At 72.1% G+C, this 20,894-nt stretch carries 18 protein-coding genes; 5 read left to right on the plus strand and 13 right to left on the minus strand.

Annotation, left to right across the window (positions count from 1 at the left end; genetic code table 11):
* The first annotated feature begins 73 nt into the window (after positions 1-73).
* Positions 74-547, plus strand: coding sequence for a GNAT family N-acetyltransferase (locus tag AB0L95_RS25885; protein ID WP_365165030.1), 474 nt, complete (start codon positions 74-76; stop codon positions 545-547).
* 39 nt (positions 548-586) lie between these two features.
* On the opposite strand, the gene AB0L95_RS25890 is transcribed toward AB0L95_RS25885, so the two are convergent.
* The gene (locus tag AB0L95_RS25890; RefSeq protein WP_365165032.1) at positions 587-721 is read right to left on the minus strand and encodes a hypothetical protein; all 135 of its coding nucleotides are present in this window, start codon (positions 719-721) and stop codon (positions 587-589) included.
* 159 nt (positions 722-880) lie between these two features.
* On the opposite strand from AB0L95_RS25890, the gene AB0L95_RS25895 reads away from it, so the two are divergent.
* Complete coding sequence (locus AB0L95_RS25895; protein WP_365165184.1) at positions 881-1,507, plus strand: class I SAM-dependent methyltransferase; 627 nt, start codon at positions 881-883, stop codon at positions 1,505-1,507.
* A gap of 75 nt (positions 1,508-1,582) precedes the next feature.
* Here AB0L95_RS25895 and AB0L95_RS25900 read toward each other — a convergent pair whose 3' ends face one another.
* Positions 1,583-2,083 (minus strand): DUF402 domain-containing protein, encoded by a 501-nt coding sequence (locus AB0L95_RS25900; protein WP_365165186.1) that lies wholly within the window; start codon positions 2,081-2,083, stop codon positions 1,583-1,585.
* Between the two features lie 76 nt (positions 2,084-2,159).
* Between AB0L95_RS25900 and AB0L95_RS25905 the strand changes: the two genes are divergently transcribed.
* A complete protein-coding gene (locus AB0L95_RS25905; RefSeq protein WP_365165035.1) occupies positions 2,160-2,528 on the plus strand; it encodes a GntR family transcriptional regulator in 369 nt (122 codons plus the stop codon).
* Positions 2,529-2,595: 67 nt separating this feature from the next.
* Here AB0L95_RS25905 and AB0L95_RS25910 read toward each other — a convergent pair whose 3' ends face one another.
* Positions 2,596-3,381 carry a DUF72 domain-containing protein gene (locus AB0L95_RS25910; RefSeq protein WP_365165037.1) on the minus strand — a complete coding sequence of 262 codons (786 nt, stop codon included), beginning with the start codon at positions 3,379-3,381 and terminating at the stop codon, positions 2,596-2,598.
* Between the two features lie 51 nt (positions 3,382-3,432).
* Entirely contained in the window at positions 3,433-4,545 is a 1,113-nt protein-coding gene (locus AB0L95_RS25915; protein WP_365165039.1) for a DUF5925 domain-containing protein, read from the minus strand.
* Positions 4,546-4,692: 147 nt separating this feature from the next.
* Here AB0L95_RS25915 and AB0L95_RS25920 point away from each other — a divergent pair, with 147 nt between their 5' ends.
* Positions 4,693-6,111, plus strand: a complete 1,419-nt coding sequence (locus AB0L95_RS25920; protein WP_365165188.1) for a xylan 1,4-beta-xylosidase — start codon at positions 4,693-4,695, stop codon at positions 6,109-6,111.
* Between the two features lie 49 nt (positions 6,112-6,160).
* Here the strand turns inward: AB0L95_RS25920 and AB0L95_RS25925 are convergent, their stop codons facing one another.
* The 6 genes from AB0L95_RS25925 to AB0L95_RS25950 all read right to left on the minus strand — a co-directional run bounded on the left by AB0L95_RS25925 (position 6,161) and on the right by AB0L95_RS25950 (position 14,509).
* The gene (locus AB0L95_RS25925; RefSeq protein ID WP_365165042.1) at positions 6,161-10,012 is read right to left on the minus strand and encodes a lipopolysaccharide biosynthesis protein; all 3,852 of its coding nucleotides are present in this window, start codon (positions 10,010-10,012) and stop codon (positions 6,161-6,163) included.
* Positions 10,005-10,805, minus strand: coding sequence for a polysaccharide deacetylase family protein (locus AB0L95_RS25930; protein ID WP_365165044.1), 801 nt, complete (start codon positions 10,803-10,805; stop codon positions 10,005-10,007). Before AB0L95_RS25930 ends, AB0L95_RS25925 begins: the two co-directional genes overlap by 8 nt.
* Positions 10,802-11,806 (minus strand): glycosyltransferase family 2 protein, encoded by a 1,005-nt coding sequence (locus tag AB0L95_RS25935; protein WP_365165047.1) that lies wholly within the window; start codon positions 11,804-11,806, stop codon positions 10,802-10,804. Before AB0L95_RS25935 ends, AB0L95_RS25930 begins: the two co-directional genes overlap by 4 nt.
* A complete protein-coding gene (locus AB0L95_RS25940; RefSeq protein WP_365165049.1) occupies positions 11,803-12,621 on the minus strand; it encodes a glycosyltransferase family 2 protein in 819 nt (272 codons plus the stop codon). The genes AB0L95_RS25935 and AB0L95_RS25940 overlap by 4 nt, the downstream gene beginning before the upstream one ends.
* 366 nt (positions 12,622-12,987) lie before the next feature.
* Entirely contained in the window at positions 12,988-14,082 is a 1,095-nt protein-coding gene (locus AB0L95_RS25945; RefSeq protein WP_365165052.1) for a GNAT family N-acetyltransferase, read from the minus strand.
* 4 nt (positions 14,083-14,086) lie between these two features.
* Entirely contained in the window at positions 14,087-14,509 is a 423-nt protein-coding gene (locus AB0L95_RS25950) for a hypothetical protein (protein WP_365165054.1), read from the minus strand.
* A 304-nt stretch (positions 14,510-14,813) separates the two neighbouring features.
* Between AB0L95_RS25950 and AB0L95_RS25955 the strand changes: the two genes are divergently transcribed.
* Complete coding sequence (locus AB0L95_RS25955; RefSeq protein ID WP_365165057.1) at positions 14,814-15,620, plus strand: SGNH/GDSL hydrolase family protein; 807 nt, start codon at positions 14,814-14,816, stop codon at positions 15,618-15,620.
* Between the two features lie 3 nt (positions 15,621-15,623).
* On the opposite strand, the gene AB0L95_RS25960 is transcribed toward AB0L95_RS25955, so the two are convergent.
* From AB0L95_RS25960 to AB0L95_RS25970, 3 genes are all read right to left on the minus strand, one after another.
* Positions 15,624-17,231, minus strand: coding sequence for a protein kinase (locus tag AB0L95_RS25960; RefSeq protein ID WP_365165060.1), 1,608 nt, complete (start codon positions 17,229-17,231; stop codon positions 15,624-15,626).
* Positions 17,232-17,294: 63 nt separating this feature from the next.
* Positions 17,295-18,941: a nickel transporter gene (locus AB0L95_RS25965; RefSeq protein WP_365165062.1), complete on the minus strand. Its 1,647-nt coding sequence runs from the start codon at positions 18,939-18,941 to the stop codon at positions 17,295-17,297.
* Complete coding sequence (locus tag AB0L95_RS25970) at positions 18,938-20,806, minus strand: tetratricopeptide repeat protein (protein ID WP_365165065.1); 1,869 nt, start codon at positions 20,804-20,806, stop codon at positions 18,938-18,940. The genes AB0L95_RS25965 and AB0L95_RS25970 overlap by 4 nt, the downstream gene beginning before the upstream one ends.
* Positions 20,807-20,894: the final 88 nt, after the last annotated feature.

A 20,894-nucleotide genomic window follows, 5' to 3' on the forward strand; every position in this document is an offset into this window, starting at 1 on the left:
AAGGCAGGGCTAACGGGCCGATCAGGAACAGCGGTCGAGGGGGCTCGCCCCGCCCCTCGGTAGCCTGGTGTCCATGACGGACGCCATCGAGGGGTACGGGAGGCGTGAGGGGATCAGGCCGGCCGGGGCCGCCGACGTGCCGGCGGTGCGGGCCGTGACCGACGCCGCGTACCACCCCTACATCGCGCGCATCGGAGTGGTGCCCATGCCCATGGAGGCCGACCACGCGGCGAACGTGGCCGCGGGACGGGTGTTCGTGACGGGAGAGCCCGTGACGGGCCTCGTCGTGGTGGAGGCCCGCGGGGACCATCTCTTCCTCGACAGCATCGCCGTGCACCCCGACGCCCGGGGAAAGGGGGTCGGACGGCGGCTGCTCGCCTTCGTCGACGCCCGTGCGCGGGCGCTCGGACTGCCCGAGGTCAGGCTCTACACGAACGCGAAGATGTGGGAGAACCAGGAGATCTACCCGAGACACGGGTACGAGGTCCGGGAGCGCCGCGTCGACGGGCCGTACGACCGGGTGCACTATCGCAAGCGCCTGAGCTGAGCGTTCCGTGCCGGGTCAGGGGTGACGGGCGGGCGCGGTTCAGGCGTCCGGCCACCAGAGGCGGGCGATGTCCCTGCGGATCTCCGGGCGCTCGGCAGGGCGCTCGTCGTTCTCCTCCCGCACCCGGCGGGAGTCTGTCCTCTTCAGGGGCTTGTGCACGGTCACTCGGCGCATGGCTGCCTCCTTGTGTCCACCGGGTTCCGCGTGGAGGCGGAGGTAGACGTTTCGGCGAGGGTTCCTCATCGATCGCGGTCTGTCTGTGGTGGCTGTCACCATTCGACTGTCAGTGGCGGCTGTCACTCTGGCCTTATGACCAGGGATGTGACCAGGAACATGGCCAGGAACCGGGCACCCGAAACATCGGCGGCCCCAGGAGCCGACATCGACTGGGACCGGGCGGCCGCCGGTTTCGACGAAGAGCCGGACCACGGGCTGCGCGATCCCGTCGTGCGCGAGGCCTGGGCGGCCCGGCTGGGGGAGTGGCTGCCGCCCCGGCCAGGTGATCTGCTGGACCTCGGGTGCGGCACGGGGAGTCTGTCGCTTCTGGCGGCCGAGCGGGGGCACCGGGTGACGGGCGTGGACCAGTCGCCGGCCATGCTCGCCCTCGCGCGGGCGAAACTGGCGGGCCATGACGTGCTGTTCCTCGTCGGCGACGCCGCGTCCCCGCCGGTCGGTGAGCGGCTCTTCGACGCCGTCCTCGTACGCCATGTGCTCTGGGCGCTGCCCGACCCCGGCCGTGCCCTGCGGCACTGGCGGCAGCTGCTGCGGCCCGGGGGACGGCTGGTGCTGGTCGAGGGGGTGTGGGGGACCGTCAGCCCGGTCGGCATACCCGCCGAGCGGCTGACCGCGCTCCTCGCCCCGTTCGCCGGTGACATACGCGTCGAGCGGCTGTCGGAGGACGCCCGGCTGTGGGGCAAGGAGGTGGACGACGAGCGCTACGCGGTGGTGGCGGTGCCCTGACCGCCCGGCCGTCGGACGTCCCGCCTCAGAGCTGCGAACAAAATGGGCGCCCGGCTCCCGTTTTGTTCGCAGCTCTCAGGCCAGCAACGCCTCGAAGTCGCCGTTGTGCGCGAGGAGTTCGAGGGCGTCCAGGGCTCCCGCGGCGGCCGCGGCGGCCGCGGGGTCCGTCCGTGCCAGGCCGCTCGCCGCGAACTCGTCCTCGTCGAGGCGGAGCACGGTCGTGCCGTCGGCGGAGCGCCACAGGTCCAGGTCGAGGTCCTCGACGACCAGTTCGTCGCCGCAGCGCACGGCCGGGCGGGTGATGTCGCAGTACCAGCCCTTCAGGGCGCCCCGCCCGTCGCGTACCTCCTTCACCGCGTACCACCGGTCGCGCCAGTAGTACTCGGTGAAGACGTCACCGGGCTCGAACCGTACAAAGCCGAAGTCACGGACGCCGTCGCCGGCCCAGGGGGCCCGTACGGCGATCCGAGTGCCGTCGTCACTCAGCAGTCCGGCCGGGTAACGGATCTTTGTACGACCCGCCTTGACCAGGACGACCTCCATCTGGGCCGAGGCTCCGGCCGAGTCCACGCTCACTGTCACAGCGCGCACGGTACGCGGGTCGGGCGCGGGGGTGCCTCTTGTTTTCCGGCGGGTGCGGGAGAATCGGCGTGTGACCTTGAAGATCAGGATTGACGGGAGCGCACCGCCGTACGAGCAGGTACGGGCGCAGATCTCCGAGCAGGCCCGGTCGGGGGTGCTGCCGGTGGGCTACCGGCTGCCGACCGTACGGGGGCTCGCCGAGTCCCTCGGCCTCGCGGCGAACACGGTCGCCAAGGCCTACCGGACGCTGGAGACCGACGGGGTGATCGAGACACGGGGACGCAACGGAACGTTCGTGGCCGCCGCGGGCTCGGCCGCGGAGCGGGAGGCGGCTGCCGCCGCGTCCGCGTACGCCGAGCGGGTACGACGGCTGGGGCTGGGCGAGGAGGAGGCGCTGGCCGCGGTGCGGGACGCCCTGCGGGCGGCCTACGAGGACTGAACCGCCGCGGCCCGGACAGCCGCTGGGGCGGGTCCGGTGCCACCGGACGCCGTCGCCGGGTGCGGGACTATCGGGTCGCCCCCGCCGCTGCCGGAAGACTTCGCGGTGTACGTGTCACCCGTAGGCCCGCCGCCGTCGCCACGCGGGCGAAGACCGTCGCGTCCAGGACCGCCGCCGCGTGCGGGTCGTTGTTGAAGTAGACGTGGACGTCCCGGTCGTCGGGCCAGGCCTCGGCGAGACGGCGGACCCACGACGTCAGGGACCGGCGGCCGTAGTGCGGCCACGGCTGGGCGCGGCCCGCGTGGAAGCGGACGTAGCCCCAGTCGGTGGTCCGCCACAGCGGGGTGACCGGGCGGGAGAGCACATCGGCCCAGCACAGCGCCGCGCCCCGGGCCGTGAGCACCCCGCGCACCCGGGGCGTCCACCAGGAGTCGTGCCGGGGCTCGACCGCGACCCGGGTGCCCGCCGGGAAGCAGCCGAGGCAGTCGTCGAGGAGGACCGGATCGGCGCGCAGGGTCGGCGGAAGCTGGAGCAGCACCGGGCCGAGACGGTCGCCGAGACCGGCCGCGTGGTCCATCAGACGGTGCACCGGTTCCTCGGGGTCGCGCAGCCGCTTGATATGGGTCAGATAGCGGCTCGCCTTCACCGCGACCACGAACCCCGGCGGCACCCGCTCCCGCCAGCTCTCGAAGGTCTCGCGGGTCGGCAGCCGGTAGAACGCGTTGTTGATCTCGACCGTGGCGAACCGTGTCGCGTACTCCTCCAGCCACAGCCGCATGGGCAGGCCGGCCGGGTACAGGACGTCGCGCCAGTCCCGGTACTGCCACCCCGACGTACCGACGAACAGGGTCATACGTCCATCAAAGCACCGGCTCCCGCCGTCCACCGGCGGGGCGGGGCGGGACTACAGGTACAGCCCCGAGTCCGCCCCCGCCCGCTGATCGGGCACCGACGTCGGTGACGTCCCCCGGCGCAGCGCGTACAGCTCCGCGAGGGTCGCACCGTCGCGGCCCACGCCGTCCTCCCGGCCGAGCCAGCTCACCGCCTCCGCATGGGTCAGCGGGCCGACCTCGATACGGGCCAGACAGCGCCCGGGGCGTACGACGGCCGGATGGAGACGCTCCAGGTCCTCGTTGGTCGTCACGCCCACCAGGACGTTTCTGCCCTGCCCCAGCAACCCGTCCGTCAGGTTCAGCAGCCGGGACAGCGCCTGCCCCGCGGTGTGCCGCGCCTCGCCGCGGATCAGCTCGTCGCAGTCCTCCAGCAGGAGCAGCCGCCAACGGCCCTTGCCCGCCGCGTCCTCCTCGCCGATCGCGATGTCCATCAGATAGCCGACGTCGCTGAAGAGCCGCTCCGGGTCCAGGACACAGTCCACCTGGCACCAGTCCCGCCAGGAGCGGGCCAGCGTCCGCAGCGCGGACGTCTTGCCCGTGCCCGGCGGGCCGTGGAGCAGCAGCAGCCGGCCCGCGATGTCCTCCGGGGTCGTCTTCATCAGCTGGTCCATGGCGTCCGCCACCGGTGCCGTGTAGTTCGCGCGGACCTCCTCCCAGGTGCCCGCCGAGATCTGCCGGGTCGTCCGGTGCGGGCCGCGTCTCGGGGACACGTACCAGAAACCCATCGTCACGTTCTCCGGCTGCGGCTCCGGCTCGTCCGCCGCGCCGTCCGTGGCCTGGCCGAGCACCTGTTCGGCCAGCTCGGCGCTGGTGGCCGTCACCGTGACGTCCGCACCGCGGTTCCAGCGGGAGACCAGCAGGGTCCAGCCGTCGCCCTCCGCGAGGGTCGCGCTGCGGTCGTCGTCACGGGCGATGCGCAGCACCCGGGCGTCCGGCGGCAGGAGCGTGGCCCCGGAGCGTACGCGGTCGATGTTCGCCGCGTGGGAGTACGGCTGCTCGCCCGTCGCGAAGCGGCCGAGGAACAGCGCGTCGACGACGTCGGACGGCGAGTCGCTGTCATCGACGTTGAGCCGGATCGGCAGAGCATCGTGCGGGTTCGCGGACATGTCGCCATGATCCGTCACGGGACCCTCCCGCGCACCCGGTTTCCGAGGTGCGCCGGGTGTGTCGGATCTGCTCCGTGCTCCCGGTGCATCCGGTACGTCCTGTTACCTGACCGTCGAACACGAAACCTGTCCGCGGTCCGATCGCGGCCGTTACTGTGGCCCATGATGGGACGTCATGAGTGGGATTCGGGGGCACGGCGGTGGCGCCTCACCGCTCTGCTCGGCGTGGGAGCGGTCGCTCTCGCCCTGGTGGTGACCCTGATCGGCACGCTGCCCGGCAACGGAGTGAGCACCAGGGGCACCACCCGTGACGGCGACAAGGTGCACGGCACGCCCGCCACCCCGCCCGCGGACACGGGGCCGGACGTCGGCTGGGGCTTCACCCACACCCAGTACAGCGCCGACGAGGGCAGCGGCACCGCGACCGCGCGTGTCGAGGGGCTGCTCTCCGGGACGGACCTGCCGCAGGATCAGGCCGTCATGGGCTGGGGCGCGGGCAATCCCGAGCCGGTGAAGGGGCGTTACGACTTCGAGGAGATGGACCGCCGCATCGACTTCGTCCGCAGGAGCGGCGGCACCCCGGTCATCACCCTGTGCTGTGCCCCGGACTGGATGAAGGGCGGCAAGGCGGGCGCCGGCGCCACGGACTGGAGCCAGGCCGCCCTGGAGACCGCGCCGACCCCCGACCACTACAAGGACTACGCGGCCCTCGCCGCGACCGTCGCCAAGCGCTATCCGGACGTGCGCCACTTCATCGTCTGGAACGAGTTCAAGGGCTTCTGGAACGACTCCGAGGGCCGCTGGGACTACGAGGGCTACACCACGCTGTACAACCTGGTCTACAAGGCGCTCAAACAGGTCGACGACAAGATCATGGTGGGCGGTCCGTATCTCGTCATGGACAGCGTCGACCCCCGGCAGCAGGAGGCGTCGACGGCCCTGCGGGGCACCTGGGGTGCCATGGACCAGCGCGTCCTGGACGCCTTCAGCTACTGGAACCAGCACAAGGCGGGCGCCGACTTCGTCGTCGTGGACGGCTCCAGCTACACCAAGGACGACGATCTGCTGCCGAACGAGTTCGCCGCGACCGACAAGCTCACCGCCGTCGGCGCCTGGGTACGGCAGCAGACCCACGATCTGCCGCTGTGGTGGGCCGAGTACTACGTAGAGCCCGCCGACGGCAACGACGACCGGGACGGCTGGACCGAGGACCACCGCGTCGCCGTCCAGGCCACCGGGATGATCGCCCTGGTCAAGGGCGGGGCCTCCTCGGGCTTCTACTGGAACCCGGAGGAGCAGAAGGGCACCGACTGCGCGGGCTGTCTGTGGACGCCGACCGACACCGCCGGCGGCGGCAGGGCACTGCCCATGTACGACCTGGTCTCCCGGTTCGGCAAGGAGTTCCCGCCGGGCACGCGGTACCGGACGGTGCAGGTCGCCCCGGACGACGTCCGCAATGTCCGCGTCCTCGCCAACGACAAGGTCGTCCTCGTGGTGAACACCCTGGACCGCGCGATCAGCGCCCAGGTCGACGGCAAGCGGTTCGACATGAAGGCGTACGAGGTGAAGTGGCTCTCGCGATGAGCCGCTCCACCTCGTACGCCCGCTGACCCGTCGACCTCCCGCCCGGTGTTCAGCCCTTGCCCATGGTCAGGAAGCGCTGCACCAGCGAGGCCAGGAACACCGCGAGCAGGGGCAGGGAGAACCAGAAACTGCTCTGCAGCAGCCGCAGTCGCCGCACGCTCGGGGGCATCGCCACCCGGACGACCTCACGCGCCGTCAGCATCAGGACCAGCGCCACGGCCGCGAGCCCCCCGACCACCGACCACGGCGTCCAGGTCACCCGCGGTCCGATCGGACCCGGGTGCGGCCCGGCGACCGGGCCCGCGGGCTGGTTGCGCAGCGCGTACATGGTCACGTCGCCGTTGACGAGGACCTTCTTCAGCTCCGGACGGCCGTCCAGGTTCCTGATGAGCCGGGACTCCCAGGTCGCCGAGTAGCCCACGTCCATCCGGAGGTAGGTCACCTGGCTCTCGTTGATCATGAGATACGAGTTCGGGCCCGCGTCCTTGAGTGACTTGACCAGGCCCGACACCAGGACCGGATCGACGGGCGCCAGGGTCGGCACGTACTGCACCTTCTCCATGTCCTTGGCGCCCCACGGCATCGCGGGTGTCACGTTGTTGACGGTGTCGTTGCTCAGCCACAGCAGCCGCACGGTCGGGTTGTCATGGGCGTAGACGTAGTCCATCGCCGCGACCTCGCCCGGACGGATCCGCTCGAAGGACTCGTTGCCCCAGCGGGCCACCAGGAAGCCGCCCATCAGCAGCAGACCCGCCAGAAGGGCGGCGAGCGGGGCGAGGCTCGACCGGTCCTTGTCCCGCTCCCCCGCTGTGGCACCGGTGCGCGGGAAGAGGGCCAGCCCGGCCAGCAGGGCCGCGCCCGGGACGGCGAACATGAAGACGCGCAGCGCCATCTCGCCGCCGTAGGACTGCATGCCGAAGCCCAGGAACGGTACGAAGGTCAGCACGAGCAGCGACCGGTCGCGGTACTTGTGCTCGCGCCGCCGCCACCAGCCCCAGCACGCGAACGCCATGACCGAGCCGGCGAGCAGGACACGGGTGTACAGCACGAGCTTGTGGGTGGAGTCGCCGCCCTGGATGCGCCCGGAGACGGAGGTCGACACATTGCTGCCGACGCCGCCGACCCCGCCGAACAGTTCGTTGAAATGGCCGGACCAGTACGGCTCGGCCATGAAGCCGACCCAGAACGCCACCAGCACCGCGAACAGGATCGGCAGCCCGCGCAGCTCCGAGCGGCCGACCAGGACGAGCGCCGCGAGCACGCCCAGCATCACGAACGGCGTGAGCTGGTGGGCCGGGACGCTCGCCGCGTACAGGCCGATCAGCACCATGAGCAGCACGCCCCGTTGCCCACGCGTGGTCGGCTCCACCTCCGCCTCGCCGGGACGCGCCTTGGCCCAGATCACGCGCGGCGCGCGGAACCACACCAGCAGGATCGCCACGAAGGCCAGGTAGAGCAGGAAGGTGAAGCCCTGCGGGGAGAAGTAGTCCTGGCCGACCCAGCCGCTGAGCACGAAGATCCAGATGCCGGTCCACTTGGCGCGCCAGCCGGCCCGCAGCGCGCGCACCAGCAGGAACATCGGTGCCAGATAGAGCAGTTGGACGGCCAGCGGCCACCAGCGGATGACCTCGGTGAGGTCGGTGACCCCGCACGCCCTGGAGACGAACGCGGCCGCCGCGAAGAAGCCCGGCCAGCTCCAGCGCGCGTCCAGGTCCGGTACGGCGGAACCGGTGCGGTCGATGTAGTCGAGGAATCCGAGGTGCTGCCAGGCCGTCGCGAAGCGCGGCTCGCTCTCGATCACGGCGGGCAGCGCGTGCAGGGAGACGACGGTGGCGAGCAGCGTGGCCAGCAACAGGCCCTTGTGCTCACGGCCGCGCCACAGCAGCCCGGCGAAGACCACGACCAGCAGCGCGGCTCCGGCCAGCGTCGGCAGCGGCAGGACCGAGATCAGCCCCAGGCCGCCCATCCGTTCGAGGGAGCCGTCGTTCATGGCCAGCGCGGGTAGCCAGTACAGCAGCAGCGCGAAGACGAGCAGACAGCCGAGGACGACAGCGGGCGGGCCGGACCGGGGCCGTTCCTCGGTCCCCGGATCGCTCGTGGCCGCCCGCGCGCCCGCGGGGGAGGCGCTCTCTTCGGTGCCCCGCGGCCCGGACGGGGCGCGACAGGGCTCGTCACTGCCGAACGGCGCGTCCACCTCCGGTGTCCCGGCGGGCTCCGGCGAGGCCTCCGGGTGGGCTTCCCCCGCCCGGTCCCGGCTCCGCCCGGCCGAGGGGAGCTCCTTCACCGGCAGGCCCGCCGGAGAGTCCGGCGGCAGCCGCAGGTTCCAGGCCGACCGGTCGTGGTCCGCGGGCACCACGGGAGTCCCGGTGGGCGGGGTCCCCGGGCCGGGGCGCACGTCCGGCCTGCGTTCCACATGGTCGAAGTCGACGTGTATGCCGAGCGCGAGCGTGTCGGCGTCGAGCTTCGTCGCCCAGGACGGGCCGGTCCTCGGGACGGGGACCTCGCGCGCCCCCAGGTCGGCGAGGTCCCCGTCCGGTGCCGTGTCCTCGGGCACGGCGTCGGCAGGCGCGGAGCGCAGGATCCGGTAGAGCCTCGGTGCGGCGATCGCCACGATCACCGTGAGGCTGGAGATCTCCGCGACGCCGGCGCCGGTGAGCCCCATACGGGGCAGCAGCAGCACGGTCAGACCGAGCACCAGGACGCACAGCAGGCCCTGGAGCCAGGCGAGTCCCAGGGTGCGGCTCTGCGCGCGCAGCACCGCGAAATACGTCTCCATGACGACCCGCAGCAGTGCCCCGACCGCGAACCAGCGCAGCAGCGGGGTCGCCGCATGGGCGTAGCCGTCGCCGAAGACATGCAGGATGAAGGGCGCGCCGAGGAACAGCAGACCGGTGACCGGCAGCATGATCCGGGCCATGCGCTTCAGCGCCGCCCGGGTGTTGGCGGCGAGCCGCGCCGGGTCGTGCGAGCCCTCGACGGTGAGCGAGGCACCCATGTTGATGGCGAGCAGATTGGTCGTGCCGCCGATGGTGGTGGTGATGTAGAAGTACGCGTTGTCCGCGGCGCTGACCTGCGAGGCCACGATCACCGGGACCAGATAGACCACGGCGAGCGAGAACAGCGAGCCGGTGTAGTCGCCCGCCAGGAACCGGCCGATCTCCTTCAGCGACGGCGGACTGGCGTGACTCTCGGTGGCCTGGACATGCCGGGGGATCAGACGCCGGACCACCAGCCAGCCGAGCGGCAGTACCGAGGTGGCGATGGCGGCGACCCAGGAGACGAAGACGCCCATCGCGGGGATGGCGGCCGCGAGCCCGACGAGCAGCACCAGTTTCACCGCGGAGAAGACGGTGTTGCCCACCGGCACCCACAGCGCGCTGCGCAGCCCGGTCAGTACACCGTCCTGGAGGGTGAGCAGGTTCCAGGCGACGACCGCCACGACGAACACGAACGCGCGGCCCGGCCCGTGCAGGAAGTGGTACGACTGCCCCCACGCGTTCAGTGTCAGCAGGAAGATACCCGCGGCGGTGGCCACGAGGATCGAACTGCCCGCGTAGGTACGGAGGATGAGACGCGCGGTGCTGCGTCCCGCGATCGGGATGAAACGGGCCAGGGCACCGGTCAGCGTCACCGCGGTGAGTCCGGCGAGGAGCTTCATCGCGGCGATCGCGGCCGATCCCTCACCGACCGCGGCAGCGGAGTAGTAGCGGGCCGCGACCAGCCAGTAGCCGAGGCCGAGCACCGCCGAGATACCGGTGTTGAGCATCAGCGCGTAGGCGTTGCGGAACAGCTGACTGCCGCCGCCCCCGCCGCGTCCGGGCAGGCGCAGGCGGCGGCCGGACCGTTCGGGCGGTGCGGTCGGGGCCGTGGGGTTCTGGGCTGTGGTCGTCGTGTCAGACACGGGAACGGATGGCCTTCCGGCAAGCCTGTCGTGCTCTTCGGACCACGGCGTACCCCTTGGTCAGGGCGCGGTCCCTGGCGAAGTTGCGGGCGATCGCACGGCCCTGGACGAGCCGCTCGAACTCCTCGGCGCCCGTGTTGCGGCGCACGGTGACCCGTTGCAGCGCGTACGGGCCCTGGTGACGGCGCGCGAGACCGTTGCCGACGGCGAGCGACTGGCGGTAGCCCGTCTCGCGCACCGTACGGCGCACCCGCCGACTGGAGTAGCCGTACGGGTAGGCGAACGAGACCGGGCGGTCGCCCAGCTCGTCGGCGACGATCTCCCCGCAGTGCACCAGCTCGAACCGGAGCGCCTCGTCGGCGAGCTGGTCGAGCTGCGGGTGCGTGTGGCTGTGGCCGCCGATCTCGACCCCCGCGCCCGCGAGGTCGCGGACCTGGCCCCAGTCGAGCATGGTGTCCAGACCGCCGCCGGTGTCATGGGCGCCCCTGATCCACCCGGTCGAGACGAACAGGGTGGCCGAGAAGCCGTGTCCGGCGAGCACGGGCAGGGCGTGCCGGTGCACGCCCTCGTAGCCGTCGTCGAAGGTGATGAGGACGGGCCGCTCGGGCAGCGGACCGCCGTCCCGCCAGCCTCTCGCCAGCTGGGCCGTGGTCACCGGGGTGAACTTCAGGTCCGCGAGCAGGGCCATCTGCTCCGCGAACGCCTCCGGCGCCACCGACAGGGCACGTGTCGCCTCGTTGGGCGCCGTGGCGACCGAGTGGTACATGAGGATGGGCACGGGCTGGTCACTCATGGCGCCTCCCCTGTACCGTCCGGGATCTCCACGACCGAGAACACGGCGCCGCCCCGGCGCGCCCGGACGCTCCCGAGCGCATAGCCGCCCGCCGCCGAGAAGACCCCGGCGACGATCGCGCCCGCGCGGCCCGCGCCGCCGGGACGGGCCAGCAGGGCGTCGCGCAGTCCGCGGGCCACCCCGGCGGGCAGCACCCGGGTGGTGTAGCGGCGCTCCGACTCCAGACCCTTGCCGGGGCCGACGCTGCGGGCGACGAGCGCCTTGGAGAGGCCCTCGGCGTAGGTGCGGGTGCGGAAGTACGCGAAGTGCTCGCGCGGTGCGGGCACCCGGTGGTGGATGACGGCCCGGTCGTCGATCAGCAGTACCGCGTCGGGCCGGGCCCGGGTGAGGCGGATGCACAGTTCCGTCTCCTCGCCGCCCAGCGGGCGCTTGTCGCCGTCGCGCCCGATGCCCGTGGCGAAGCCGCCCGCCGCCTCGAAGGCCGTACGGCGGAAGGAGGCGTTGCCGCCCAGGACGTTGCGCACCCGGACCCGGCCGGGCGGCAGTCCCCGGTAGGTGCAGCCCACCACCCAGTCGAACTCCTCCGGGAACCAGGCCGGGCGGCGGCCCGACGCCCAGACGGGCATCGTACGGCCGCCGACGGCCATCACCCTCGGGTCCTCGTACCCCGAGGCGAAGTGTTTCAGCCAGTCGCGCTCGGCCACCGCGTCGTCGTCGAGGAAGGCGATGATCTCCCCGTGCGAGGCGGCGATCCCGGTGTTGCGGCCGGCGGACAGGCCGCGGGGGCCCGCGTTGGCGAGCACCCGGACCGACCCGTCCTCCGCGGCTTCCTTGTACTCCCTGCTCAGCCGGTCCAGCAGGGTCACGTTGTGGTCCACGACCAGCAGCGTCTCGCGCGCCGGCAGTGACTGCGCCCGCACCGAGGCGACCGCCGCGAGGATGTCCTCCCAGCGGTCCTCGGTGTAGACGCAGATCACCACGGAGATGTCCGGGTCTTTCAAGTCAACTCTCCCTGACCCGAGTTGAGCGCCACCGCGTGCGGGCGCCGACGCAGCGCACGCCGGTTGGAGCGCTCCTTGAGGATCACCTTCAGCACCCGGAGGCCGTCGCGCACCGCGCGCAGATTGCTGTCGCCGTGGATGCGGAGGTACTCGTGGCTCGGTATCTCCTGCACCTTCAGGCCGGCCTTGACCACCCGGATGTTCATCAGGGTCTCGACCTCGAAGCCGGTGCAGTCGAGGTCGATCTCGTCCAGGCAATGCCGCCAGAACGCGTTGTACCCGTAGCACAGGTCGGTGTAGCGGGCGCCGAACTTGGCGTTGACGATGGCGCACAGCACCCGGTTGCCCAGCTTGCGGATCGGCGTCATGTCCGAGGTGCCGCCGCCGTTCGCGAACCGCGAGCCCTTCGCGAAGTCGGCGCCGGACACCAGGGCGGAGACGTAGCTGACGATCTCCTGGCCGTCGGCCGAGCCGTCCGCGTCGACCATCACGATGATGTCGCCGGTGCAGGCCTCGAACCCGGTGATCAGCGCGTCACCCTTGCCCTTGCCCCGCTGCTCGACGACCTTCACCTCCGGCCACAGATCGCGCGCGACCTGCACGGTGTCGTCGGTGGAGTTGCCGTCCACGAGCACCACTTCGTGAATCCACTCGGGAAGGGTCTTGAAGACGTAGGGGAGATTCTCCGCCTCGTTCATGGCGGGAATCACCACGCTCACCGGCGGCGCAATGGCCAGGTGAGAGGAGATGGGCCGGTATTTCCCCGGCATTAACGGATCTTGGCCCGAAATGGCCGGGCGCAGTACAGAACTCATGAGTCTGGTCCCTCTCGTCCGGTGGACCGTCCGCCCCCGGGCGGTCCTGCTTTGTGTCCGGTTCGAAAGGGGGGTTCTCACCTGAGGCATGACGGCACGGATCTCCGTGCATGCCGGGTGAGCTGGCAAAGCTGGCCGTCTGCCGGAAGAACGGCAGCCGGTCGCGCGGCACGGCTCGTACGACTGTGGTCGCCGAGCACGGCACCCCCCTACCGCGCCCCGCGCCGGAACCATCGCGGTACCTGAGCCCTCCCCTGGACCGCTTGATGATGGACCGATGCGGGTTGATGTATGACGGTATTGACGATTGCGACTTTATGGCAAGACCTGGGTCGTGTCCCTCGTTTTCGCCGATATGGTCGTCATTCAACCCTTAGAACGGATTTTCCCCATCCGCTTCAGGATCCGGTCGGCCGGCTCGAAAAGCTCCGGCCGCGACAGCACCGCATTGCGCAGTGCCCGGACCGGGGCGCGGCGCGCCCTGTGTCCGAGTGCGACGGGGTGACGACGCGTCACCCACCCTTCGGACACGAAGAGTTCCCGTGTCTTCAGGGAGTCCTTGTATTCCTTCTGGCCCCGCCCGAGATCCAGATAGGCGATGCCGTCGGCCGCGGCGGCCTCGGCCATCCGCAGATGCAGGATCAGCCCGGGCGAGTACTTCGCGAACTCCGGGTCGTACGCCGGGAACCAGCAGGCCAGCACCCGCTCGGTGCGCAGTCCGAAGTGCGCCGCGATTGGCCGGTCGGCCACGTAGAGCACCGAAAGGATCCCGGCGAACGGCTCGGAGCGGGTGTGGAAGAGCTGATGCACCAGCTGGTTGATCCAGGGGTGCGCGAAGCGGTCGCTGCGCCCGGTCCTGCGGTACTGCGCGGACTTCCAGCCCATCAGCGTCCGCAGGGCCGCCGGGTCGCGCTCGTCGTGGACGTAGCGCACCTGGCCGGCGTCCCGTCCCAGCTTGCGGTCCTTGGCGAGCGTCGTGCGGGTGAACTTCGGCGACTGCTCGCGCAGTCGGCGCAGATAGGCCTCGTACCCCTGGTCGATGTCCATGACCGGGGACGGAAAGGTGCCGCTGGCCTCCGCCTCGAACGGCTGCTGGCCCTCCACCAGGTGGTCGAACTCCCAGACGGCGAGCCCGCACGCCCGCAGCAGCTCGTGTGCGTCCCAGGCGAAGCCGGGCCGGTGCACCAGGCCCTGGCAGTCCGAGACGCCGAGGCCGACGGCCCGTCCGACGCCTGCGGTGGTTCTCTGGAACGGGAAGAACGCGGCCGGTTCGCCGTCCTCGTACGCCACCGCGATGCGTACGCCGCGTCTCGTGCGGCCCACCGCGAGGGCGAACTCCGGTGACAGGAACGGGTTCGCCAGCTCGGGCGAGCCGTTCAGATGGGCCTTCGACTGCAAAGCCGTCCACGCCGCCCGGTTGGCGGCGCTCAGTTCGCCGGGGCGGTACACCCTGATGTCCACGTCGTCAGGCCCGTCTTCTCGCCGTACGGCGGTGCTGCCGTCGTACCTGTACCAGCAGGAGAACGAGGGAGCTGATCGCGGCCACCGCGAGGATCCCGCCGGTGACCGACCATCGGTGCACCGCCAGCATGCCCTGGGCGACCAGCAGGTCGATCGCGATCGCTCCCGCCATGGACACCACCGTGCGGGGCCAGGGTTGCAGCCCCCGCAGGACGGCGCCGACGGCCGTTGCCGGCGCGGCGAGCAGGAAGAACAGCGTGAACGGGCCGCGCAGCGGTGAGTCCGAGCCGCTCAGCGCGAGGATCGCGCCGACGCCCGCGACGGCGACCGCCACACCCGCGAGCAGCGGGAACAGGTCCCTCCCCGGATCCTGTTCCGGCCCCCCGTCCTCGTCTGGCGAAGGTGGCTTGATGCGTAAGGTCTGCATTGGCGACTTTGCCCCCCGAAGCGCCGGATGCCGGGCTTCAATGTCGCGCAGCGAAGAGGGGGTCGTCAAGATGCGGAAGCGGGACGCACAGGTTCTTGGCCCGCTCTAAACATGTGTTCCCTTCCAGGCGCGACGGCCTCCGGAGGTTTCTCTGTCATGCCCTTGCCACAAGCGTGCGCGGGGCGAGGGTGAACGCCTGGGGCGGGGTGGATGAATACCGAAACAGTTTTGGCATGGACACTTCCAGTCAACCCGCGTAGCTGCTACCACGGTTGAGGCAGAGATCCTGCTAAAGGGAGGTTCCATGAGACGTTCCCGAATTGCGGCGTATGTGACTTCACTCCTCCTTGCCGTCGGCCTCGCTCTCACCGGGGCGGCCGCGGCGCAGGCGTCACCGCTCGCCGCGGCCGGCGGCTATGTCGCCCTCGGCGACTCCTATGCCTCCGGCGTCGGCGCCGGCAGCTACATCAGTTCCAGCGGCAGTTGCGACCGCAGCACGAATGCCGCCCCGTATCTGTGGCAGGCGGCCCACGCGCCCGCCTCGTTCAGCTTCCTGGCCTGCTCGGGCGCCAAGACGACCGATGTCCTCAGCAACCAGCTCGGCACCCTGAGCTCCGCCACGAGCCTCGTGTCCATCACCATCGGCGGCAACGACGCCGGCTTCTCCGACGTCATGACGACCTGTGTGCTCCAGTCCGACAGCTCCTGCCTCTCGCGCATAGCCACCGCGAAGGCCTACGTCGACTCGACCCTGCCCGGCCAACTGGACGCCGTGTACTCGGCGATCAGCTCCAGGGCCCCGTCCGCCCATGTGGTCGTGCTGGGCTACCCCCGCTTCTACAAGCTCGGCACCACCTGCGTCGGGCTGTCCGACACCAAGCGCTCCGCGATCAACGGCGCCGCCGACTACATCGACGCCGCGATCGCCAAGCGCGCCGCAGACCACGGATTCACGTTCGGCGACGTGCGCACCACCTTCAGCGGCCACGAGATCTGCTCCAGCGACTCCTGGCTGCACAGCGTCGACTGGCTGAACATCGGCCAGTCCTACCACCCCACCGCGGCCGGACAGTCCGGCGGCTATCTGCCGGTTCTCACCAACGCGGCCTGACGGTCACGAACTCGAGGGGGAGGCCCCGCCCGTCGGGGTCTCCGTCTCACAGGTCACCGTGAACGGCACGGTGCCGGACGTGACCTGCACCGGAGAGCGCACCTCCACACCGATCGCGTTGCGCACCGAACCCGCCGGGTCGTACGTCGTGACGACGACCTGCCGCTGCTTCGTCCGCCCGCCGCCCGCCGGGAAGGACAGCGTCTTCCAGCCCGGGTCCGACACCTGCCCCGAGGTCGTGACCCAGCGGTACGACACCTCCGCCGGGACGTTCCCCACCGTGAACGTCGCCGTGAACGTGGGCGCCTCGGCGTCCGGCGGCGGGCAGGTCCCGGAGTAGTCGGTGTGCGTCCCCGTGACCGTCACCCGTACCGACTGGGCGGGCGGACTCGTCGTATGCCCGCTCCCGCCGCCGGCCGTGGATCTCCCGGTGGGCCCCGGGCTCGCTCCCGTGCTCCGCTCCGGACCGCTCGTGGCCCCGCCGCCCGCGGTGTCGCTGTGCTGGGCACCCTTGCCCGCCGAGGAGCCGCCGCCGTCGTCGTTGCCGTGCACCAGCGTGTACGTCAGTCCCGCCAGGGCGAGCGCGAGCGCGGCCAGACCCGTCACCAGGACCACGGCGGCACGGCGGTTGCGCGGCGGCGGCCCGTACTGCGCCGGGTACGCGGGCCCGGTCGCACCGACGGGGACGGGAGCGGGTGTGGGCAGCGGGGGAGTCGGGGACCCGCCCGGGAACGCCGCGACCGTCGGCGCGTAGAAGGATGCCGGTGCGCCCGTGCGCGGGGTGCCGCCCGAGCCGATGATCCGCAGGTCCCGCCCGGCCTGCTCGGCCGGGATGCGCTCGGCAGGGTCCTTGCGCAGCAGCCCCTCGATCACCGGCGCCAGCGGACCGGCCCGGCGCGGCGGCGGCAACTCCTCGTCGACGACCGCCCGCAGCGTGCTCAGCGGTGTGTTCTGACGGAACGGGGAGTTGCCCTCGACAGCCGCGTACAGCAGCACGCCCAGCGACCACAGATCGGACTCCGGGCCCGGTGTGCGCCCGAGCGCCCGTTCCGGGGCGAGGAACTCCGGCGAGCCGATGACCTCGCCGGTCATGGTCAGCGCCGAACTGCCTTCGACGGTGGCGATGCCGAAGTCGGTCAGGACCACCCGGTCGTCGTTCGACAGCAGCACGTTGGCCGGTTTGACGTCGCGGTGCAGCACACCGGCCGCGTGTGCGGCGCGCAGGGCGGCGAGCACCTCGGCGCCGATGTACGCGGCCCGCTGCGGGGAGAGGGGCCCCTCCGCGTCCAGCAGGTCCGACAGCGCGATGCCCCGGATCAGCTCCATCACGATCCACGGGCGGCCGTCCTGGTGCGCCACGTCATAGACCGTCACCACATTGCGGTTCGCCACCCGGGCGGCCGCCCAGGCCTCGCGCTCCAGCCTGGTGTACATACGCTCCACCTCGGCCGACGGAAGCCCGGCGGGCGCGCGCACCTCCTTGACGGCGACCTCGCGGTGCAGCACCTCGTCATGGGCCCGCCACACCGTCCCCATCCCGCCCTCGCCGAGGGGGGACAGCAGACGGTAGCGCCCCGCGATCACACGTTCACGGCCCGGTTCTTCGGACACGGGCGTCCCCCATTCGCATCCGAGCGTCGTATCCACTCCGCGTGATTTCTCCCCAAAAGTAGCTCAACCGAGCGCGGATGCCGCCCCCTTGAACACCAGTCCGGCCCCGAGGGCCACGACGACGAACGCGGACCCCAGGGGCGCGGTCCTGCGCACCAGAGCCGCCGCCGGGCCGCGGGTCCAACCGGGCCGCCGGTCCAGCACCCGGCTCACCCCGCTGCCCAGCTTGACCACCGCGACCCCGGCCGCGGTCAGCGTCAGGGCGAGCCCGACGCCGTAGGCGACGACGAGCAGCAGACCGAACCAGGCCTGGCCGAGTGCCGCGGCGCCGACCAGGACCACGACGGCGGACGGACTGGGCACGAGCCCGCCGGCGAAGCCGAGCAGGAGGGTGCCGCGGAGAGTGGGGGCGACGGGATGGGTGTGGGTGATGCCGCCGTGGGTGTGGGGGATGCCGTGGTCGTGCGGGTGCGGGTGCGCGTGGTCGTGCTCGTGCGGGTGGGCGTGCTCGTGCGGGTGGGCGTGGTCGTGCGCGCTCGCGTGATCGGTGTGGGCATGGTCGTGCGCCGGGCCCGCGTGCGCGCCGGCGTGCGCGTGTACGCGCTGACGGACGTGCTCGTGCTCATCGCTGTGGCTGTGGCCTTGATCGTGGCTGTGGTCATGGCCGTGCACGGGAACCCGGTTGCGCCACGCCCTGCGGACGAGCTGCGCGCCGGCCACGGTGACCAGGACGCCGCTGGCCAGGCCGAGCCAGGCGATCACCGAGGGTGCCGCCGCGGAGCCGGCCGTGACCAGCAGGCCCAGCGCGACCACGCCGAGGGTGTGGGTGACGGTCACGGAGGCGGCCAGCGGCAGGACGTCCCTGAGCCTCGCCCGGCCGCCGCGGGCCGCCGCGCTGGCGGCCATCAGGGTCTTGCCGTGGCCGGGCCCCAGCGCGTGCATCGCCCCGAGGCCGATCGAGATGACCAGGGCGAGCGCGGCGAAGCCGACGGTGAGATGGTGCTGCGCGACAAGATTGTTCAGCGCCTCGGTCCACCGGTCGGCACCACGCGGCAGTACGGCGGCGGCAGGCGCGTCCCGCCGGTCGTCGACGAGGGCGGCACCGCCCGGCCGCACCCGCAGGGAGGCCTTGACGGTGTCGGCCGGCGAGGAGAGAAGGTCCTTGGGATAGCTGGTCAGTTCGCGGGACACGGACATCTTCGGCACATCGGTGCCGGTGAGCGTCACACGGTCGCCGCGCGCGGTGATCTCCCGCCAGCCGGGCCCGGTGGTCGCGCCCGCGCTGTGGAAGGCGAGGGCCACGGTCTTCCCCTTGGGCAGCGGCGCCCTCAGCGCGCACTCCACCCGCAGGGTGTGAAGCCCCGCCTGACCGGGCCGCAGCTCTGCCCGGCTCGGGCCGACGGCCAGCGGCACCGCGTGTCCGTCGACGCTCAGGGTGCTGCCCTGCGCGGCCTTGGCGCACCTGCGCCGTGCCCACTCGGAGAGGCCGAGCTTCTCCAGGTCCGGCCGGGCCTGGGTGGCCGGGATCTCCGCGAGGTCCTCGACATGGTCGATCCGCAGCTGACCAGGGCCGGCGACCAGGCCGTCGTACCGGTTGACGGTGAAGTTGCCGAGCGGGTGCGCGCTCGCGGCGCCCGCGGGCACCAGGACGAGCGCGCAGGCGGCCGTGAGGGCGGCGGCGCCCGCGGCGGCGACACGACGCAGGTTCACTTCATCGCCTCCAGCGCCTTGCGGGCCGCACGCGCGCCCAGCGGGGAGAACCCCGGGTTGAGGTGCAGGGCCTTGGTGAGCGAGGCGCGGGCCTGGTCCGTCCGGCCGACGGCGCGTTCGATCACGCCGCGGTGGTAGATGAAGACCGCGTTGCGGTAACCGGTGGCCGTGGCCTGCTGGGCGTAGGGGAGGGCCTCCCGGTCGCGGCCGTTCACATGCAGCGCCCAGGCGAGGGCGTCCGCGGTGTGCACGGTGTGGCGGCGCGCCCACTCGGCCCGGGCGGCCTTGAGCGCGGCCGCGTGGTCGCCGTGGTCGGCGGCGGCGAGGGCGGTGTCGAGATCGGCGTTGACGCCGTTGGCGCGGGCCAGCGAGACCCAGGCGTCGACCAGGGCGTACTGGTCGCGGGCCTTGGCCCGGTCGCCCTCCTTGCCGCGTGCCTCGTACAGCTCGCCCAGCTCCACCAGCGGCTGGGGGAGTGGATAGCGGTCCACGACCAGCTCCATGCCCCGGATCGCGTCGGCGGTGTCACCCTGGGCCGCCTGGGCGCGGGCCCGGCCCTCCAGCGCGGGAAGGTAGTTCTCGTCGGCGGCCAGGGCGCGCGCGTAGCGGTCGAGGGCGGTCTTGTAGTCGCCCTGGTTCCAGGCGAGCTGGCCGAGCGCGGTGGCGACGTACGCGATGTCGCCGTGGCTCGTGGCCGTGCTCAGGGCCTGCTCCAGGACACGGCGGGCGGTCCCCACGTCGCCGCGCAGTTCGTGCACATAGGCGTAGCGGGTGAAGACGGGGACGCCCGGACGGCGCGAGTCCGCCAGGTCGGCGGCCTTCGAGGCGTCGGCGTAGCGGCCGAGTTCGACGAGCGCGTCGACACGGGAGGACAGGGCGCGCTCGCTGTACGGGTTCTGTTTCAGGGCGAGATCCGCGTACTTCAGGGCGCCGGTGAAGTCATGGCGGGCCGCGGCGAGGGCGGCGCGTCCGGCGAGCGCGGGGTCGTTGTCCGGCCGGATCGCCAGCGAACGGTCCAGGGCGCGCTCCGCCTGCGGGTAGCGGGAGGGGTCGCCCTTGGTGCGCGCCTGCTCGACGTAGGCCAGTCCGAGCGTCGCCCAGCTGCCGTAGTCCCGTGGCTGGGCGCGGAGTTGGGCCTGCAGGGACCGGATGCTCGTGTCGAGGTCACCGCCGGCGAGGAGTTCGGGGGAGACCGCGCCGGGCATGGATGCCACCGGGGCGCTACGGCCGCTGTCCCGTACGGCACCGACGACGAGGGCGCCCGCGGTGAGCGCGACGGCCAGCGACGCGGCGCAGAGCCCGAGCTGCACGGGCCGCCGGCGCCGTCCGGCCGCGGAGAACCTCCGCAGGGCTTTCATGCGCTCATCTCCGTCGACGGCTTCGGCGGCGGCGATGTCCACCACGGCGCTGTCGGCCGGTTCCGGGGACGGCGCCGCGTCCGCGTGGGGTGCGCCGTCCACGGCCGGGCCCTCGACCGTCTCCGCCGGCTCGGTCGTGGCGGAGGGCGCGGCCGGGTCGCTCGCGGGAGCGGAGGGCCCGGCTTCGGCCGTCGACGGTTCTGCGGCGGCCGGTCCGGCATGGGGGCCCGGGCCGGCCGCCGCGTCGTCGTCCTGCGTCCGCTCCGCCGACGGCCCGGTGTCCGTCGCCGGGCCGTCGGCCGCAGGACCGTCCTCGTCCGGCGGTACCGGCGAGACGCTCAGCGCCTTCGTGTCGGACGCCTCGGCGTGCGCGCCGCGCGATCCGGCGCTCAAGGCGCCCTCCTCGGGCATGGTCTCCGCCGCGCGGAGCGCCGGTGACGTCGGCTCGGCCTCCGGCCGGCCGCCGCGCCCGTTCTCCGGCGCGCTCTGGTTCTTACGCGGGGACATGCCCTCTCCTCAATCTCCTGGACGGAAACGCTCGTTGTCGGACGGGGGGGGGAGCGGCGCGGCCCGCGCCGTGGGGGATGGCTGGGAT

The sequence above is a fragment of the Streptomyces sp. NPDC052036 genome, from assembly GCF_040680495.1.
Classification (GTDB): Bacteria; Actinomycetota; Actinomycetes; order Streptomycetales; family Streptomycetaceae; genus Streptomyces.

Excerpts from the sequence above, each read along its gene's own strand:
- AB0L95_RS25885 (WP_365165030.1), top strand. The coding sequence starts at position 74 with ATGACGGACGCCATCGAGGGGTACGGGAGGCGTGAGGGGATCAGGCCG.
- AB0L95_RS25890 (WP_365165032.1), bottom strand. The coding sequence starts at position 721 with ATGCGCCGAGTGACCGTGCACAAGCCCCTGAAGAGGACAGACTCCCGC.
- AB0L95_RS25895 (WP_365165184.1), top strand. The coding sequence starts at position 881 with ATGGCCAGGAACCGGGCACCCGAAACATCGGCGGCCCCAGGAGCCGAC.
- AB0L95_RS25910 (WP_365165037.1), bottom strand. The coding sequence starts at position 3,381 with ATGACCCTGTTCGTCGGTACGTCGGGGTGGCAGTACCGGGACTGGCGC.
- AB0L95_RS25920 (WP_365165188.1), top strand. The coding sequence starts at position 4,693 with ATGGGACGTCATGAGTGGGATTCGGGGGCACGGCGGTGGCGCCTCACC.
- AB0L95_RS25930 (WP_365165044.1), bottom strand. The coding sequence starts at position 10,805 with ATGAGTGACCAGCCCGTGCCCATCCTCATGTACCACTCGGTCGCCACG.
- AB0L95_RS25940 (WP_365165049.1), bottom strand. The coding sequence starts at position 12,621 with ATGAGTTCTGTACTGCGCCCGGCCATTTCGGGCCAAGATCCGTTAATG.
- AB0L95_RS25950 (WP_365165054.1), bottom strand. The coding sequence starts at position 14,509 with ATGCAGACCTTACGCATCAAGCCACCTTCGCCAGACGAGGACGGGGGG.
- AB0L95_RS25955 (WP_365165057.1), top strand. The coding sequence starts at position 14,814 with ATGAGACGTTCCCGAATTGCGGCGTATGTGACTTCACTCCTCCTTGCC.
- AB0L95_RS25970 (WP_365165065.1), bottom strand. The coding sequence starts at position 20,806 with ATGTCCCCGCGTAAGAACCAGAGCGCGCCGGAGAACGGGCGCGGCGGC.